This is a genomic window from Pedobacter sp. AC402 (genome assembly GCF_979252805.1).
On record NZ_CEEDAI010000009.1, the window covers coordinates 810617 to 827460 of the forward strand.

Below are 16844 nucleotides of genomic sequence, written 5' to 3' on the forward strand. Positions count from 1 at the left end.
GCGAAATATTATTTGGTCACAGTAATCCTCCTTCCTTCTACTTTAAAGTGTACATCTCCATTATATTCCAGCATTTTTAAAATCGCAGATAAATTGCGCAACCTGGAAATTTTACCAGAAAAAGTAAGATCATTGGCGGGTTTGGTCTGGTAGAGCACTTCAACATCATACCACCTCGCAATTTTGCTCATTATGTCTTCAAGGTTTTCGTTAAACTGAAAATCTCCATTTTTCCACGCCACTACTTCATCTACATCTACATGATCTGACAATGTGATTCCTGTTGTACCCACCTGGGCCTGCTGTCCAGGCTTTAAAAGTTCAGAATGCCCTTTATTAAAAACCTTAACCGAACCTTTTAGCAAAGTCGTTTTGATCAGCGCATCATCGGCATAGGCCATAATATTGAAATGGGTTCCCAATACTTCTACAACCTGTACACCACTTTCTACCCTGAAAGGCCGTTTTTGATCATGCGAAACTTCAAAATATGCCTCGCCAGTTATATTAACCCTTCTATCATTGCGGGCAAATTTGGTTGGGTAGGTTATGCTCGATTGGGCATTTAACCAAACTTTAGTTTGATCGGGCAAAATAACCTGCCACTGGCCACCCGACGGAACCTGGATGGTATTGTAACCAATATGATTGCTTTGCGTATCGGCATCAGACAGGTCATAAACGAGTTGGCCATCAGCCTTTTTTACTATTTTAACACCAGCTTCGGAAGCCAGCTGACCGTTTAAAGCCTGATTGAGATTAATTTTTGTGCCATTGGCCAGGGTAAGCGTAGCTTTATTACCGCCGGGCGAAATATCTTTAGTAACCACTTTAACTGAAGTTTTGCTATCGTTGCGGTGACTATTTACATAAAACAACGCTGCGCCTACAATGAAAACCAGCGAAGCCGCAACGGCATATTTTGTAATGCGATTAAACCAGGCAAACCTTACAACATCACCTTTGACTGAAATGCGATTCTCCAATTTAACAAACTGTATTTCAGCTTCTTGTGCCGATAAAGTATTACCCAATAGCAGTACCATTGTTTTCAGCTCATTTACATCATCCTGAAGCTCCGGATGGGATTGTAACCATTGTTCCCAATATCGAATATCTTCAGGATTTCTCTTAAAGCAATAGTTTAAAAAACCTTCATCTTCCAGTAGTTCTCTAATATTGTGGTGTTGCATTATACTTGGTTTTATGCAATAGAGCAACCTACACTAGATTTTCACTACTGTTTTATAAAAAAAAAGTAAAAAAAAGCAGAAATGATTATTAGTGCGAGTGAAAGTGCCTTTCCCTGGTCTTCACCTATTAAAACTTTGAGTTTATCAACCGCATTATAAATGGTATTGTAAACGGTATTTACGGAGATATGATTTGAGAGGGCAATTTCTTTATAACTCAAGCCAAGATAAAATTTCTGGTAAATCAATGATTTTTGTCGCTGAGGCAACTTTTCTAAAAAGCCGTTTAAAATCCTGCTCAAATCCTGTTGTGAGCCCCTGGCAATATAATCAGCTTCTACAGAGCTGGTTACCCATAAATCAGAAATATCATCATTTAGCAGGTAATCCTCATCAGATTTTGTCTTTTTATAAAGTTTTCGCAGAAATGCCGTAACCAAATAATTGTGGTGATCGATTATGTGCGTCAGTTTATCTTGATTTTCCCACACGTAAAGAAAAAGTTCGTTAAAAACATCTTTAGTTTTACTTGTAGAGAAACCTTTTTTTAAAGAAATAAAAGTTAAATAATGGTAATAGTGCAGATATATTTTTTTAAAAGCCACATTGTCTCCATTGGAAATAAACAGACACCAGTATGGTTTTAATTTACTGCCATGCACAATATGTGGTTGCTCATCCATTTGGTTGACTTAACATTTTTAATGCTTTATTTGAAAAACACAGGTATTACTTTCTCAAAACCCACACAGGCCATAACAAACCAATACGGTATAACATTAGTCGATGATTTTTCAGCATACGTGTTTAATCCGGCTATCAGATTGGCATCCCAAAAAGTATAGTGAAGCTTCATAAAAATTAGTTGTTTGGCACTGCAATTCACGATCGGTTAGAAATCGATTTTATAAATATAGCTAAATGTTTAATAATACTAAACAAATGTTTATAAAAATAATTGGCCGCACGCAGCAATTGAATAGGCTGCATCAAAGAAAAGTTGTTATTATAGGAACTTTAGAAAAACTAAATTAATCTCTTGAAAAGCTTAGTTTAATAATTTGAAGGGAAAAATAGAATGCTGAGCTTATTCTCCAGGTATTTTATAAAACTTCTTGTTTATACCTGATTGGATAACACAATGAGCGTTTGGCTTCGTTAACTACAAACGTACTGTTAAGCGCACCTACATTTTCCAGTTTGGAAAGTTTTTCCATAATAAAGCGGTTATACTTAGGCATATCGCCCACCACGATTTTGATTAGAAAATCAAATTCTCCGGTGGTATGGTAACATTCCAGTACTTCGGGATATTTAATTACCTGGTTTTGAAAGTTGGATAAGGCCTCTGCACTATGAACAGTAAGTTTAATGTGCGAAAACGCAATCCAAAGATCGGTAAATTTATTGCGGATCATTACCGTTACCGTTTCTCCTATAAATTCTTCACGCCTCAACCTGGCTCACCCTTTCGAAAATTGTACTGCCTGACCGTTTAAGTTTAGCAGCAATTTCCTTATTGGTCAGCCGTCCATCAGATTGAATGATCCGTAAAATGTCCAGATCAAGCTGATCCAGTGTGCTGTTGTGCATGCGTACTTGCTGTTTTATAGTAATTGCACCGGATAAAAATACAGAAAACCGTTAATCGCTTATTTATATCGGGTAAATTGAAGCAAACTTAATGAGTTTCTTTGAAATGCACCAAATTACATCCAATAATATTTGGATTTTAACTAAAATGATGGCTAACAAGCAAAATTTAATTCCGCCATTTTGTTTCCATTAGAATAATTTCCGGATTTGGACAACACCTGAGGAATTATGATTTCCAGCACCGAATTTCGTGGCTATAAAATCACTTTTTAACCAGTTAAAAAGGAGAAACAGACGTAAAAGAAATGGATCAGGAAAAAATATTAGTGATTGGTGCCTGTGGGCAAATCGGCAGAGAGCTTACAGCTGCACTGCGTTTTAAAGTTTGGGCAAATGCAAGTGCTGGCATCCGATATTCAGGCGAAGAATAATTTGTCTACAGAGGTTTTTCCCTATCAGCAACTGGATGTAACTGATGCCGATGCATTGGAAAAACTGATTGCAGATGAGCAAATTACACAGATTTACCATTTGGCCGCAATGTTATCAGCCAATGGCGAAAAAAACCCTAAAAAAGCCTGGGACCTGAACATGAACAGTTTGCTCAGCGTGTTGGATCTTTCAGTAAAATATGGCGTAAAAAAAGTATTCTGGCCAAGCAGCATCGCTGTTTTCGGACCAGATTCTGAAAAAATAAATACCCCTCAACAAGGAATAACCGAACCATCAACCGTTTATGGCATCAGCAAGGCAGCAGGAGAATACTGGTGTAAATATTATTTCGAAAAATTCGGACTTGATGTGCGCAGTATCCGTTACCCAGGATTGATCAGCTATACGGGCGCACCTGGCGGCGGTACCACTGATTATGCGGTTGATATTTTTCATCATGCGGTAGAAGCTAAACCTTTTACGTGCTTCCTTAAAAAAGAAACAGTACTTCCGATGATGTATATGAAAGATGCTATAAGGGCCACGCTCCAGTTGATGGATGCGCCGGTGGATAACATAAAAGTACGTACTTCGTACAACCTGAGCGGGCTGAGCTTTAGCCCTGAGGAACTTGCAACAGAAATCGAAAAACTGGTAGCAGGTTTTAAAGTGGATTATATACCCGATTTCAGACAGCAAATTGCTGATAGCTGGCCGGGAAGCATCGATGATAGCGCAGCACAAACAGATTGGAACTGGAAACCAGCTTACAACCTAGAAAATATGGTTAGCGATATGTTGTTAAACCTAAGGGCATTACAAGAAATTTAAGTAGATACTGTGCATCAGTAGAAAAAATATTTAGTTAATGATTGAGCAGGTGGCCGCGATGGTTCCCTGCTTTTTATATTTTGCACATCCCAACTTTTTACATACCTTAATCTATCTTATCACGCCCTGGCAAACTTTGCTGTTCTTAATGAGTAACCATTAACCAAATTTTAATGATGAAGTACATTCTTTTACTGAGCTTATTTTTAAATAATTTAGTTGATTTACAAGCGCAGAACAAAATCCCGCTCCAAAATATAACAATCACCAATAACGCTCAAAAAACCGAGGTTATTGTTGATGATAAAGGTGAGTTGCATTTAAACGTATCTCCTACTCATGCATTAAAGTTTAAAACCGCAAAGTTGGTTCATTATAGCGATTTCGGGGCAAAGGGTGATGGAAAAACGGATGATATAGATGCCATCGCAGCAACCCATGCCTTTGCCAATCAACATGGCCTTATGGTAAAGGCTGATGCAGGCGCTACTTATTACATTGGCGGAAAGGAGCGCACGGCAATTATTCAAACGGATACCGATTTTGGTACGGCCAACTTTATTATTGATGATACGGAAGTAAAAAACCGTAATGCATCTGTTTTCACCGTAAGTTCAGCCCTGAAATCATTTAAACTCAAAAATATTAACTCACTAAAAAAAAATCAGCAAAAAATCGATGTTAGCTTACCAAAACCGTGTTTAATTACAGCAACAAATGCCAGAGTAAAACAATATATCCGATTGGGCCTAAACCAAAACAATGGCTCATCGCAAACTGATATTTTTCTGGTAAATAAAAACGGTAATCTGGACAGGAAAGCACCGATTATCTGGGATTTTGAACAGATTACTGATATTACTGCACTGCCGATTGATGAGCAACCCCTGGAGATTACCGGGGGCCGTTTTACTACAATTGCCAATAAAGAAGAATCTAAATACAACTATTACAGCCGCAATATTTCAATAAAAAGATCGCATGTTATTGTGGATGGGCTGCAACATTTCATAATAGGTGAAGGCGACCATGGCGCACCTTACGGCGGCTTTATCAACATCAGTGATTGTGCCTATGTAACGGTAAAAAACAGCATTTTGACCGGCCACCTTGCCTATAGCACTGTTGGGGCGGCCGGCAAGCCTGTTACCATGGGCACTTACGACCTTTCTGTAAACCGTGCAGTTAATATATCATTTATAAATTGCAGTCAAACAAATAGCATTGATGACAATAAATATTGGGGCATTTTAGGATCAAATTTTTGCAAAAATCTGCTTTATGATGGTTGTACCCTCTCCAGGTTTGATGCTCACCAAGGAGTTGCCAATGCCACCATAAAAAACTCTACCCTAGGCCATATGGGCATTAATGCTATCGGTAGTGGAATCTTGAGCATAGAAAATTCTACCGTACATGCACGGAGCTTTATTAACCTGCGCCCTGATTACGGCAGTACCTGGCAGGGAAGAATTGATGATTAAAAACTGTGTGTTTTTACCAGCCGCAGGTAAACCTATCAGTGCTTCCATTATAAACGGCTCCAATTCTGGTGAGCATGATTTTGGGTATACCTGTTATATGCCGGCAAAGATTACCATCGAAAATTTACGGATTGAGGATGTCAATCATCCAGAAAATTACCAGGGCCCGGCTATTTTCGCTGATTTTAATCCAAAAATGAATGATAGCACCTACAAGGAAAAGTTTCCATATATAAAACCCAATGAGGTTGTTTTAAAGAACGTAACCACAGCCAGTAAGAAAACATTGAGGATCAGCGATAATCTTTTCATGTTCAAAGATGTAAAGGTTAAAACGAACAATTAATTTTATTCCTTATCCGGTAAATCTTATTTCAATACTCCCTCTCTAATTACTTAGTAAAAGATTTTTTCACCTTGCCAGCCTGTTGTGCGTAAAAATTGTTCCCAGCTGAGCGTGCCAGTATTTATTTTACGGCTCCATGAAAGATCTTTATCTTTTTGAAAATAACCAAACTCAACTGCATAGGCTGCCATGCCTAAAACTTCGTTTAATAAGCTTTCATTGGAAGCAAAACCAGGGAAATGACGGAGAAAATCTTCCCTTGTGAAAGCAGAACTGTATACGGCTTCTTTTCCGGTAACCTTAACAAAGGCATCAACCATTTCCTGGGGAGAAATAAATTCGCCAATTACAGGTAGCGATTTGCCTGCATATTCTGTCGGATTGGTAAATATTTCCAAAACAGCTGGCCCTGTAGCGGTAAGCGGATCAACAAATGGTGCACGAAAATCTTTAGGCAGGTAAATCGGAAATACAAATTGACCATCCTTCAAATATGGCGTATAAAATTCCATAAGATTCGTATAAAAAAAGGCCATGTATATAAAGGAACTCACTATTGGTAATGTTCGGATATATTCTTCCACAAGGGCCTTATCAGTAAAATGAGGTGCAAATTTTTCTCCTTTGGTAATCCGGTCTACATTTTCCAGACTGCTAAATAAAATGTGTTTTACTCCTGCTTCAACTGCAGCATCAGCAAGTTCCTTACCCAATTCCATTTCGTGTGTATGTGGAGGAGCAATGCTGGGCGTAACCATAAATACACCGTACGATCCAAGGAACGCCGCTACAAATTGTGCTTTATGTCCCAAATCCAATGGTACATTTATCAATTCGGCACCTTGTTTAATCAATTCAACCGCTTCGGCTGAATTCGCCCGTCGGGTAATGCCGCGTACACGAAACTGCTTGCTTTCTAACAGGGTTCTTGCAACGCTAAGGCCCTGCTTACCCATAATGCCTACAACTGTAATTAGCGGCTTATCGTTCTGATTTGATTTTTCAATAAAATATGATGACATGTTTTAAAAATTAGCAAAATTTTATACTATAATAATTATAGTTGCAAAACTAATTTTAGTGCATTACTTTTGCAATAACTATCCATTTAGATAGGTTTAAATAAATAAATTGTGAAAACTGAATGCATTGGTGAAAACGTAAAACTGAACGGTAAAACTTACCCTTGTACGGTTAGCTTGGCCATGGATCTGATTGGTGGGAAATGGAAAACTGTTATTTTATACCACTTAAAAACAGAACCTAAGCGTTATAGTGAGTTATTAAAAGAAATGCATACCGTAACAGAAATGACCTTGAGTATCCAACTGAAAAAACTGGAACAGGATGGCCTGATCTCCCGAAAAGTATACGGCAAAAAACCTCCGGTTAAGGTGGTTTATAGTTTAACCGATTTTGGAAAAACATTAATCCCTACCCTGGAAGCGATTACTGCATGGGGAAACCAGATTACTGAACAAAGCGCAGAATTTGTAAATTTTACTCCATTGCCAAAAATGTAGCATTGGGTTATCATCTGATAAGGTTGAGCATTTAACTGTAACGTGTCGCAAATACACCGTCAGAAAGTCGCTTTACTCCCTGCTGATTTTGTTTTTTTACGTCCATATTTGTTAAAAGTAATTGTGGAGTAGCAACCACATCAAAAAAACGGGCAGACTAAAAAGCCATAAGATTGTGAGTAAAAAATTAAAAGTTATGTCAGATAATAAGGTTTCATTACACAGAATAATTAAAGCATCACCAGAAAAACTATTCCGAGCCTTTACCAGTAATACTGCAATTGCCGCATGGCTACCTCCTTATGGGTTTCTCTGCACGGTACACGAACGGAATGTGCAGGAGGGCGCAACGTACAAAATGTCGTTCGAGAATTTTACTACAGGAAACAGTCACAGCTGGACTGGAGAGATTTCTGGAAATAAAGCCAAACGAATTTTTAAAATATACCGATAAATTCGACGATCCAAACCTTCCCGGTGCAATGGTTACTTCTGTATGGTTTAACCAAACCATGGTGGGCACTGAATTGAAAGTTTTACAGGAAAATATTCCCTCGGTAATACCTGCCGAAATGTGTTATCTGGGCTGGCAGGAATCGATAGAAAAATTAATAAAATTAGTAGAGCCTCAGATACCGGATGCCTGATTAAGTGCAAATATTGTTTTGGATCATTAATGGCCATGCAAAATGCATGGCCATATTTGTTTAACCGGATTTACTGATATCGTATTAATTTGAAAAAATGTTATTTAAAATCTGGTATTGGAAATATATGGCCACCAAATAAGATGTAAGACCACAGCAGTGTCCAAAAGATGTTAAAAATCTGAGCAGTTACAAAGGTAAATGCTGGCCGCCCACCTTGTAATTTCACTAAAGATGAAAATTTAGCTTCCATACCGATAGAAATAAATGCGATAGCGAACCACACCGTGCGCAGGCCATTTAATGTTGGAGCAACGCTTTTTGCTGTAGCAGGCGATAAAAGGAAAGAAAATACCAATGACGTAGCAACAAAACCCAGTACAAATTTCGGGAAACGCTCCCAAACAATTTTTAAACCAGGGCTTTCCGCTTTAACCAAAACTTCTCCGTTTTCGCCTTTTGGTTTTTTGTAGGCCCACCATATGGCGATAAAAAAGGCTGCAACCCCAATGAATACATTTTGCGAAAATTTAGCAATTACCCCTGCTTTAACCGCTATCGGGCCAACTAAATCGCCGGCAGCAGTAACTGTAGCAGTGGTATCTAAAGTGCCACCCAACCAGGCACCGCCAATTACATCAGGAATATGAAAATACCTTACGGCCCATGGCTGAATAACCATCATCGGGATGGCCATAATCAATACCAAAGTGGTTACATAGGATAATTTACGTTTATCGCCATTAATTGCACCTGCAGCAACAATTGCGGCTGAAACACCACAAATGGATACCGCAGAGGCCAAAATTACACCGAATTCATCATCAACCTTCAATTTACGGCTTAACCATAAAGAGAAAAACCAAACAGCGGTTACCACAATTATGGCCTGAACAATGCCCGGTAAACCAGCTTTAATTAAATCGGCAGATAAAATAGTGGTACCTAAAATTACCAAGCCTGTTTTGATATAAAATTCAGACCTTACCGCCTCCTTTAACCAGTTTGGCAATTTAACCAGGTTACCCAACAGGATCCCGATCAACAGGGCGAATACAACATATTCTAAACCGAAATAGGAAATACTTTTATTACCACCGATTATAAAAGAGACAATTGCCAAAAAATAAATCAGTGTAAAACCCGCTGCAAACCTGGCTACGTTACCTCCCGATAGCGCAATTGCAATGGCTGCCAGCACGAGAAAAACTGCACCAGTTTCTACAATCAGCCACAGATTTTGAGGCGATAATATTTTACCAAACAAATCATCAGTAGTAGCCCATTTAAATGCGGGTAAAGTTATGGTTGTGCCGTTATTGGTTAAGTAAAGCACGGTTGCAATAATGATTGTTCCTAGAATTACAGCCCACCAATCTTCTGTAAGCGATTGTAAAAATGTTTTTTTGTCGGGCGTTATCCCGGCGTCTGTTAAAGCTCCCGTAGTTCCTGAAGCATTGTTCTGTGTTGACATAGTGTTTATTTGTGGTTATCTAATTTGATGTTAAAAATATCTTTCAGTGCTTTTTTTGCGGCATTGTAACCGCACATTCCATGTACACCACCGCCTGGAGGCGTAGATGATGAACAGATGTACAGCCCTTTGGCAGAAGTTTTATAAGGCGACCACCTTAAAGCCGGGCGGGTAAACAGTTGGCCAATATCCAGTATACCCTCCGTTAATATCGCCACCAATGTAGTTTCGGTTGTGTGCTTCCATCTGCTCGGTATTCATGGTGTGTTTGGCCAAGATGCGATCTTTAAATCCAGGGGCAAAACGTTCTACCTGGTTTTCTATAATTGCTGTCAAATCCTGTTTCGATCCATTTGGCACATGGCAATAGGCCCAGGCGGTCTGTTTTCCTTCAGGCGCACGTGATGGATCGAACAAACTCTGTTGTGCAAGTAATACAAATGGTTTTTCGGCCTGCTGCCCTTTGCTGGTTTTTAGTTCCCCATCGGCTATTTCTTCAAATGTATTGCCCAGGTGTATCGTGCCGGCACTCTTACATGCTTCAGCTTTAAAAGGGATAGGTCCGTCCAGTGCCCAATCTACCTTAAATACACCCATACCATAGCGGTAACGTTCGAGCTGCCATTTATAAATATTGGAGAATTTATGTCCTGCTATTTGCAATAATTGTTTTGGCGTAACATCAAAAAGCACTGCATGGGCGGATGGTAGTTGATTTAGTGATGAAATAAAATTTCCCGTTTCAATTTTCCCGCCAAGTGATTTAAAGTAAGCAGCCAATGCCTCTGCAATAAATTTTGATCCGCCTTTGGGTATTGGCCAACCTTTAAGATGCCCGGTAGCCATTAATACCAAACCAATTGCGGTGGTACTTAAATTACTTAAAGGCTGTATGGCATGTGCGGCCATTCCGGCAAAAAGCCCGCGCGCATGTTGTGCTTTGAAGCGGTTAACAAAACCCGTTGCGCTTCTTAATGCTTTCAGGCCAAAACCGGCCATTGCCAATGGGTGTTTGGGAAAACGCAAGGGCCCTAAAGCATCTTCAGCTATCAATGGCCAGGCTGATGTAACATTTTCCATTAAGAAAGTATACGTTTCTGCATCCCTGCCGAGATATCCGGCGGTTTTCTGGATAGAATGATCTAATATAGCAGCGGTTCCGTCATCAAAAGGATGTGCTGCGGCCAAAGGAGGTTGCAGGTATTCCAGGCCAAATTCGGCCAAAGGCAATGTTTTAAAAAATGGCGAAGCCAATGCCATCGGATGGATCGCTGAGCATACATCATGTGTAAAACCGGGCAAAGTAATTTCAGCAGAAGTTAAGCCGCCCCCGATCAAGTTTTTACCTTCTATAATTAAAACGGAAAGTCCCTGTTGCTGCATAAGAATTGCTGCGGCCAATCCATTTGGCCCCGAACCTACAACTACTGCATCATAATCCCGTTTTTCTAATTTCATCTGGTTATTTTATTGTTTCCGGTTTAAATAAAACTCTTCCATCGGCACCAATCTGCCAAGCCGTAATGGGATTCATGTGGTAACCCCCTAAATTTACGCCACGTGCCGCAACCAATTGTGCCAATGTTGGCTGTAAATAGCCTGTTTCATCGGTAACGCGACTCAAAATTTCAGTTGCTTTGCCATCCCATTCCCATAAATGCCTGAAATAAGTATGTGCTTTGCTAAGCACCGGTTCCTGTAAATTGGCCAGTTGCCACGTTTTGCCTGCATCGGTACTTACTTCTACTTTTTCTACCTTACCCCTTCCGCTCCAGGCAATTCCGCGGATCTCCACCCAACCTTTATTTACCTTTTGAGGGTAAGCAGGATAGGTGATGATGGAGCGTGCATCCAACTCAAAGCTAAACATTCTGATTTTATCTTTTACAGGGTAAGTATATTTTGAGGTTTCTTCCCGGGTCATATATGGTTCTTCTGAAAGTTCAATCCGACGGAGCCATTTGATATTCATATTGCCTTCAAAACCTGGCAAAAGTAGCCTCATGGGGTATCCCTGTTCGGGGCGAATGGCCTCTCCATTCTGCGCATAAACAATCATGGCATCATCCCAGGCTTTTGCAATCGGGATGGTACGTGTCATAACAGCAGCATCCGAGCCTTCGGCCAAAAACCATTTCGCTTTATTGCTGATGCCGACTTCTTTAAATATGGTAGAGAGCATAACGCCCGTCCACTCGCTTTGGCTGGTAAGGCCAAGAATATCCTGCGGAGTCATTTCGGTTTTGCCAGTGCGGAAATTACCTGCACATTCAATGAAACATGTGCGCGTTATGGATGGAAACCTTTTGATATCGGCCAGGGTAAACTTCATCGGCTGATCTACCAGGCCATGAATTAGCAGCTTCGTGTTTTGCAGGATCAATTGCTGGAACACCTGCATGATGACGTTCGAAATGAAGATCAGCAGGCGTAATAGTGCTGTGCATATCCTGCAATGGTGTACGCGAAGAGATATCAGAAGGTTTGCGTACAGGCTGTTCAAATAAGGAGCGTTTGCCGAGCGGACTTGGCCCCGGACCAATAATTTTGGTCGGATCATCTACAATATCTGTAAGAACCGGAGTTTCACCTTTTTCTTCACTTGCAAATAACGATTGTACCGGTAAAACTGCAGCAGCAATTACACCACCCAATAAAGTACGTCTGCTCATTTTACCGGCAACTACTTTCCGATTGGTTTTATCTTGCTTCTTCATTACTTTATTTCAGGTCCTCCTTTACGATCGTCCATAATAAATAGCTTTTTAGCAGGCATTTTCACTTTATACAGGTTTTTGGCATCGAGCACTACATCAGCCTTGATAATTTTATTCGCATTGAGCAGATAAGCGGTTATGCTGTACACTTCATTATTACTTAAGGAACCAGGAAGATTATAGGGCATGGCCCGGCGCATATAATCGAACAGAGTTGTGGCATATGGCCAGTAATTACCGATTGTTTTCGGTTTACTATTAGCCGAGGTATCACCAACTAAAGCACTTCCGGGAAGTTTTACACCCGGCTTTTCGGTACCATCCTCACCATGGCACATTGCACATTTTTGCGCATACAACAGTTTCCCTTTTTTAACATCACCCTGGCCTGCTGGTAAGCCTTTACCATCGGGCCGGATATCAATATTCCAAGCTGCAATTTCCTGAGCGTTGGCCGGGCGACCGAAACCAAATTTTGCCGGGCGTTTTAAGCTATCCGTTAATGGCGATTGCGCCTGCATTGGAGTAAACGCTGTTTTTAGCGACATTAAGAACAACATTACAGGAAATGCAAGTATGTATACCGTCTTTCTGTTCATCCTCTTATTCATATTTACCAGCACTTAAAGAACTTTTAGGCAATACATATTGTCGGTTATAACGATCGAGAACGATGTAAATAGAATCTTTATGTTCATCAATACCGGAAAGTATAACCCTCGAACCATCTGTGGTATCGTATTTCAGTACCATACGGTGGCGTTTCACTTCTCTTGGTTTTTCTTCAAACTCACGGTCTCTGCGGGTAGACCAGGCTGCTTTATCTATCATTTTATTTTCATCGCCGATATGTTGCCATGCGGTTTTACTGATCCAGTTATCTCCATTTGGTGCTGTTTCTCTTGTTTTACCTGCAGCTTTACGCCCAGCCCTTAAAGCCATTACATTTTTATCCTGGAGGTACAGTACTTTATCTACGGTATCGGCAAAATAATGAAAGGCCCTTTGGCCTCCTGCAACACCACTGATTTCGAAAGTACGTTGAATATCACGCATCGGGCTGCCCCCTCCATTTGATGGATCGATTAAAACCGGGCGGTTGATTTTAAAAGTGAGGGTAGTCCAGTTTTCGAAGGTAGCTTCCTGCCACCTGGTAGAATCCAATGGATTAAATGGAATAACCTCCCCATTCAATTTAAACTCGCTCACATGGTAATTTCCCCTTAACTTTTTAACACCTGCAGTTGCGGGTTGTTTATAAGGATCGTATTTAAAATTGATGATTTCAGTATAAGTGAGTACACCGAAAAAGATGACAAAAGTGAGCACTTTCAGGGTAATGCGGGTGTATTTTAACCAAGGTTTATTAAAATCGGGGTAAATCCTAAAAGGTATGGTATAACGCTCTAAAATGAGCAGGTTGTATAATTTAGGAAAATCATCTGCGGTAATAAATAGCGCGAGCAGCACAAAATAAAACGCATATACATGTACACCGCCATCGTAAGCATAATTTACAAAAGTAATATCGCCCAGTGCCGCAGCCAGTAAAATGGCACCAAAAGTGGTTGTTTTACGAAAAAAAAGCATTACTCCGGCGGCTATTTCCACCACACCACCAAAAACCTGGTACCAGGGCACTACACCAACGGAAAGCCAGTATATTTTTTGCGCGGTAAAATCGCCAAAATTGCTATTTAAAAGACCTAACGATGGATAGGGCATTTGTGTAGGGAGAAGTTTGGTAAAACCGAAACCGATAATCCCAATCCCGGCACGATAACGGACAACAACCCTGATCCAGTAATGAAGGATATGATAGGATTTACGCTTACGATCGAAGGCCGACCAGATTAAAGCACCAACAAGGGCTAAGAGTAATGCTATGCCCCAATCTACATAATCAGCCAGAAAACTTCTTTTTGGAGGCAAAGCAGCATTACTTTCGTTTTTTTGTTCGGTTTGCTTAAGGCTACTTTTTTCCAATTTCTTTTTCCTGTTGCCATCCTTTTTAGCCGATTCATCTGCAGATGGCGAATCGGTAATATCACGTGATCGCTGCCCGCCAAAAAGTGACAAAAAGCTGGGTTGAAACCTGGCGATATCGTAGAGATCGCGGTAATGCGGTCGCGACCAATCCAGGGTGAAAACATTTTTATACCAATTGGCAGAAAATGGAATACACATGGCCAGAAAGAAAATAAACAGCACGCGGAAGCCAAATTTCTTTTGCCACGACCATGGCTTTTTAGCTGGTATTTGCTGATCTGTTAAATTTTTATCTATCTCCTGTTGTTTTATTTCAGACATAACATTAAGCTTTTATAGTTTAAGTGCTTTGCGGCGGCTAAGCTTTAATGGATATTTTTTATCGATTTTATTCAATACGACGTAAATGGAATCACGTTGTTGATTGATCCCTGAAAGAATGATGCTTACGCTATCCGGACGCGAATAATTTAACCTTAAACTTTCGCCTTTGTAGTGTGGATTTTTATTAGCCAACAGCAGAACACGGTTTACCGAATCGATTGTGTAACTGTAATAATGCCTTCCTGCGGTACCGGCTAGTTCATAATCGCGGTCTTTATCGTTTTTAAATACCTGTTCGTAATTTGAAGAATCAACAATTACTTTTCGATCGGAACGCACGCTGATGGTGGCCCATTTCTCGAACACCACATCTTTCCAACGGGTAGAATCTGTAGCAGCATAAGGCAATACCCGACCGTTGATTTTAAACTCACTAACATTATAAATTCCTGCAGCCCTGGCCAAGCCCTTCTTGCGTGGAAACTGGTAAGGATCATCGTGAAAACCTGAATACGTTTTAAATCCGTAAAGAAAAACAAAAAAGAAAATAACCAGTGTTTTAAATGCTAAACGCAAGGATTTAATTCTCCCCACAAAAATTGGCTTAAAGCTGTTTGGTGCTGTTGGCCGCTCGAGCGATATGAGATTATAAATCCGCGTTGCATCGAACCACAACACAAATAATGCAAAAGTGATTAAGTAGGTGGCATATACAAATTCGCCGCCCTCGTAAGCCAGGTTTGAAATGAATACGTTCCCTGTAAATACGAGAATAATTGCTGCGCCAATGGTTGCGGTTTTCCGGAAGAACAATAACAAACCTGCGAGGATTTCTATCGCGCCTAAAAATGTTTCGTAAGAAGGCACAATGCCTAAACTCATCGAAAATATTTTCCAGTCGGTAAAATCGCCATAACTGGTGTTTAAATTACTAATGGAAGGAAAAGGTGCCTGCAATGGGAAAAACTTGATGAACCCATAACCGATAATACCAATAGCCAAACGGTAGCGGACCACAACCCTTAACCAATAATAAAATTGATTGTAATCGACTTCCTTGTATTTGGTTTTGCCCCATACCACTGCGCCGATAACCGAAATTCCTGCAATAATGATCCAGTTGATAAAACTATCGGCACCGGAAAGAAATTTTGCAGATAAACGTGTAAGGTTAAAAATATCGCCATAACTGATATGAAGCCAGTTAAAACCAAAAACAATTTTAAAGAAATCGACGCTTAAAGGAATAGCCTGCAGCATGAAAAACAAGAAGAAGAACCTGAATATCAGCTTTTCCCTATCCGTCCATACAAGCGGTGATGGTATATTTGTGTTACTCATTGCTTTATAAATAAGATTATTGATCGTCATCAGCCTTTGCGGGCTTGCGTGGCGCTGCAATTACCTTTCTTTTGGCAAGATCATATTTTTGCCCTGCGCTTAAAAAGAAAAAAGGTCCGTTTGAAGCAGTGAAATCTTCACGATTGTTGACCACATGTTTTTCGCCACTGTTTACGATGGTGTTGTAATCGTAAATTGCCACGAAAGAATGTCCAAGCACTTGAAGTGTATCCCGCTGTACCAGGACTGCTGTGGCCTCATTTAAACCAATGCCGATAAAATCTGGTGCATTACGGATAAAGTTGACCAGATCGAACTGGCGGTTCCGTACCAATAAATGCTGATCGATAGCGGAATTTTTAAGAAAACCCAATCCCTGTGTATGATCGCCAACTAAAATTTGTGCGCCTTTCGTATCACCCCTCCATAAAAAAGAACCAATAATACTTGCTCCGGCCGAGCTGCCTGCAATAACGCCTCCCCTATTCAAAACATCAATAAAAGCCTGGTGGGTAAGGGTATTGAGGTAAGAATCGGCAATTCGCCATTGGCGGCCACCTTCGAAATAAACAGCTGTTGCATTTTTTAAAGGGGCAATAAATTTTTCACTATTGGCTTCCTTCAAATCGCTCGTATGGAAAAGGGTTACATTTTTGATCCCTGTTTGCTTTTTTACCTCTTCTACTCCTTTTTTATCATACGCGGCAGAATCGCCCGAGGCAGTGGTAACCACAACCAATACGGCTTTATCCTTACCTCCTGCCAATTCGGTAAATTTCTCCCAGATATCGCGCTGCGGGCCTACATTGCCACCGATGATTAGCAAACTGCCTTTTTCAGGTCCATGTTTGGTATCAGATTTTTTAACTGTTATTGGCGATGGCTGAGCAAAGGCCGGGTAAGCAAATGCAATTAGGGCCAAAAACAGCACACTTAATTTTTTCATA

General features: G+C 40.3%; 19 protein-coding genes and 1 pseudogene. 7 read left to right on the forward strand and 13 right to left on the reverse strand.

All coding sequences use genetic code 11. The features are described 5' to 3' along the window. Positions 1-8: 8 nt before the first annotated feature. From AC0IWE_RS14430 to AC0IWE_RS14445, 4 genes are all read right to left on the reverse strand, one after another. Positions 9-1193 (reverse strand): FecR domain-containing protein, encoded by a 1185-nt coding sequence (locus AC0IWE_RS14430; RefSeq protein WP_471793594.1) that lies wholly within the window; start codon positions 1191-1193, stop codon positions 9-11. A 44-nt stretch (positions 1194-1237) separates the two neighbouring features. Next, positions 1238-1876 carry an RNA polymerase sigma factor gene (locus AC0IWE_RS14435; RefSeq protein ID WP_471793595.1) on the reverse strand — a complete coding sequence of 213 codons (639 nt, stop codon included), beginning with the start codon at positions 1874-1876 and terminating at the stop codon, positions 1238-1240. 420 nt (positions 1877-2296) lie between these two features. Then, the gene (locus tag AC0IWE_RS14440) at positions 2297-2650 is read right to left on the reverse strand and encodes an Lrp/AsnC ligand binding domain-containing protein (protein ID WP_471793596.1); all 354 of its coding nucleotides are present in this window, start codon (positions 2648-2650) and stop codon (positions 2297-2299) included. Further along, positions 2640-2786 (reverse strand): winged helix-turn-helix transcriptional regulator, encoded by a 147-nt coding sequence (locus AC0IWE_RS14445; RefSeq protein WP_471793597.1) that lies wholly within the window; start codon positions 2784-2786, stop codon positions 2640-2642. Before AC0IWE_RS14445 ends, AC0IWE_RS14440 begins: the two co-directional genes overlap by 11 nt. A 308-nt stretch (positions 2787-3094) precedes the next feature. Between AC0IWE_RS14445 and AC0IWE_RS14450 the strand changes: the two genes are divergently transcribed. The 4 genes from AC0IWE_RS14450 (at position 3095) to AC0IWE_RS14465 (ending at position 5882) form a co-directional block, all read left to right on the forward strand. Further along, positions 3095-3220 carry a hypothetical protein gene (locus AC0IWE_RS14450; RefSeq protein ID WP_471793598.1) on the forward strand — a complete coding sequence of 42 codons (126 nt, stop codon included), beginning with the start codon at positions 3095-3097 and terminating at the stop codon, positions 3218-3220. Between the two features lies 1 nt (position 3221). Continuing rightward, on the forward strand, positions 3222-4052 hold the full coding sequence (locus tag AC0IWE_RS14455; RefSeq protein WP_471793599.1) for an NAD-dependent epimerase/dehydratase family protein: 831 nt from the start codon (positions 3222-3224) through the stop codon (positions 4050-4052). A 173-nt stretch (positions 4053-4225) separates the two neighbouring features. Next, a complete protein-coding gene (locus AC0IWE_RS14460) occupies positions 4226-5536 on the forward strand; it encodes a hypothetical protein (protein WP_471793600.1) in 1311 nt (436 codons plus the stop codon). Beyond that, positions 5529-5882, forward strand: coding sequence for a hypothetical protein (locus AC0IWE_RS14465; RefSeq protein WP_471793601.1), 354 nt, complete (start codon positions 5529-5531; stop codon positions 5880-5882). Before AC0IWE_RS14460 ends, AC0IWE_RS14465 begins: the two co-directional genes overlap by 8 nt. A gap of 50 nt (positions 5883-5932) precedes the next feature. Here AC0IWE_RS14465 and AC0IWE_RS14470 read toward each other — a convergent pair whose 3' ends face one another. Next, on the reverse strand, positions 5933-6904 hold the full coding sequence (locus tag AC0IWE_RS14470) for an NmrA/HSCARG family protein (protein ID WP_471793602.1): 972 nt from the start codon (positions 6902-6904) through the stop codon (positions 5933-5935). Between the two features lie 111 nt (positions 6905-7015). Here AC0IWE_RS14470 and AC0IWE_RS14475 point away from each other — a divergent pair, with 111 nt between their 5' ends. The 3 genes from AC0IWE_RS14475 (at position 7016) to AC0IWE_RS14485 (ending at position 8052) form a co-directional block, all read left to right on the forward strand. Further along, entirely contained in the window at positions 7016-7405 is a 390-nt protein-coding gene (locus AC0IWE_RS14475) for a winged helix-turn-helix transcriptional regulator (protein WP_055911227.1), read from the forward strand. A gap of 196 nt (positions 7406-7601) precedes the next feature. Next, the gene (locus tag AC0IWE_RS14480) at positions 7602-7859 is read left to right on the forward strand and encodes an SRPBCC domain-containing protein (protein WP_471793603.1); all 258 of its coding nucleotides are present in this window, start codon (positions 7602-7604) and stop codon (positions 7857-7859) included. Then, the gene (locus AC0IWE_RS14485) at positions 7825-8052 is read left to right on the forward strand and encodes an SRPBCC domain-containing protein (protein ID WP_471794047.1); all 228 of its coding nucleotides are present in this window, start codon (positions 7825-7827) and stop codon (positions 8050-8052) included. The genes AC0IWE_RS14480 and AC0IWE_RS14485 overlap by 35 nt, the downstream gene beginning before the upstream one ends. A gap of 100 nt (positions 8053-8152) precedes the next feature. Here AC0IWE_RS14485 and AC0IWE_RS14490 read toward each other — a convergent pair whose 3' ends face one another. From AC0IWE_RS14490 to AC0IWE_RS14525, 8 genes and pseudogenes are all read right to left on the reverse strand, one after another. Beyond that, positions 8153-9526, reverse strand: coding sequence for a YeiH family protein (locus tag AC0IWE_RS14490; RefSeq protein ID WP_471793604.1), 1374 nt, complete (start codon positions 9524-9526; stop codon positions 8153-8155). A 5-nt stretch (positions 9527-9531) separates the two neighbouring features. After that, positions 9532-10984: pseudogene (locus AC0IWE_RS14495) on the reverse strand (phytoene desaturase family protein). Between the two features lie 4 nt (positions 10985-10988). After that, a complete protein-coding gene (locus AC0IWE_RS14500; RefSeq protein WP_471793605.1) occupies positions 10989-11858 on the reverse strand; it encodes a molybdopterin-dependent oxidoreductase in 870 nt (289 codons plus the stop codon). Then, on the reverse strand, positions 11797-12243 hold the full coding sequence (locus AC0IWE_RS14505; RefSeq protein ID WP_471793606.1) for a hypothetical protein: 447 nt from the start codon (positions 12241-12243) through the stop codon (positions 11797-11799). The genes AC0IWE_RS14500 and AC0IWE_RS14505 overlap by 62 nt, the downstream gene beginning before the upstream one ends. Continuing rightward, a complete protein-coding gene (locus tag AC0IWE_RS14510) occupies positions 12243-12842 on the reverse strand; it encodes a c-type cytochrome (RefSeq protein ID WP_471793607.1) in 600 nt (199 codons plus the stop codon). Before AC0IWE_RS14510 ends, AC0IWE_RS14505 begins: the two co-directional genes overlap by 1 nt. Before the next feature lie 4 nt (positions 12843-12846). Further along, positions 12847-14553, reverse strand: a complete 1707-nt coding sequence (locus AC0IWE_RS14515; RefSeq protein ID WP_471793608.1) for a hypothetical protein — start codon at positions 14551-14553, stop codon at positions 12847-12849. 12 nt (positions 14554-14565) lie between these two features. Beyond that, entirely contained in the window at positions 14566-15897 is a 1332-nt protein-coding gene (locus tag AC0IWE_RS14520; protein ID WP_471793609.1) for a DoxX family protein, read from the reverse strand. Positions 15898-15913: 16 nt separating this feature from the next. Beyond that, positions 15914-16843: a cyanophycinase gene (locus tag AC0IWE_RS14525; RefSeq protein ID WP_471793610.1), complete on the reverse strand. Its 930-nt coding sequence runs from the start codon at positions 16841-16843 to the stop codon at positions 15914-15916. Between the last annotated feature and the right edge of the window lies 1 nt (position 16844).

Excerpts from the sequence above, each read along its gene's own strand:
- AC0IWE_RS14430 (WP_471793594.1), bottom strand. The coding sequence starts at position 1,193 with ATGCAACACCACAATATTAGAGAACTACTGGAAGATGAAGGTTTTTTA.
- AC0IWE_RS14435 (WP_471793595.1), bottom strand. The coding sequence starts at position 1,876 with ATGGATGAGCAACCACATATTGTGCATGGCAGTAAATTAAAACCATAC.
- AC0IWE_RS14445 (WP_471793597.1), bottom strand. The coding sequence starts at position 2,786 with ATGCACAACAGCACACTGGATCAGCTTGATCTGGACATTTTACGGATC.
- AC0IWE_RS14450 (WP_471793598.1), top strand. The coding sequence starts at position 3,095 with ATGGATCAGGAAAAAATATTAGTGATTGGTGCCTGTGGGCAAATCGGC.
- AC0IWE_RS14460 (WP_471793600.1), top strand. The coding sequence starts at position 4,226 with ATGATGAAGTACATTCTTTTACTGAGCTTATTTTTAAATAATTTAGTT.
- AC0IWE_RS14465 (WP_471793601.1), top strand. The coding sequence starts at position 5,529 with ATGATTAAAAACTGTGTGTTTTTACCAGCCGCAGGTAAACCTATCAGT.
- AC0IWE_RS14470 (WP_471793602.1), bottom strand. The coding sequence starts at position 6,904 with ATGTCATCATATTTTATTGAAAAATCAAATCAGAACGATAAGCCGCTA.
- AC0IWE_RS14480 (WP_471793603.1), top strand. The coding sequence starts at position 7,602 with ATGTCAGATAATAAGGTTTCATTACACAGAATAATTAAAGCATCACCA.
- AC0IWE_RS14490 (WP_471793604.1), bottom strand. The coding sequence starts at position 9,526 with ATGTCAACACAGAACAATGCTTCAGGAACTACGGGAGCTTTAACAGAC.
- AC0IWE_RS14500 (WP_471793605.1), bottom strand. The coding sequence starts at position 11,858 with ATGAAGTTTACCCTGGCCGATATCAAAAGGTTTCCATCCATAACGCGC.
- AC0IWE_RS14505 (WP_471793606.1), bottom strand. The coding sequence starts at position 12,243 with ATGAAGAAGCAAGATAAAACCAATCGGAAAGTAGTTGCCGGTAAAATG.
- AC0IWE_RS14510 (WP_471793607.1), bottom strand. The coding sequence starts at position 12,842 with ATGAACAGAAAGACGGTATACATACTTGCATTTCCTGTAATGTTGTTC.
- AC0IWE_RS14515 (WP_471793608.1), bottom strand. The coding sequence starts at position 14,553 with ATGTCTGAAATAAAACAACAGGAGATAGATAAAAATTTAACAGATCAG.
- AC0IWE_RS14520 (WP_471793609.1), bottom strand. The coding sequence starts at position 15,897 with ATGAGTAACACAAATATACCATCACCGCTTGTATGGACGGATAGGGAA.
- AC0IWE_RS14525 (WP_471793610.1), bottom strand. The coding sequence starts at position 16,843 with ATGAAAAAATTAAGTGTGCTGTTTTTGGCCCTAATTGCATTTGCTTAC.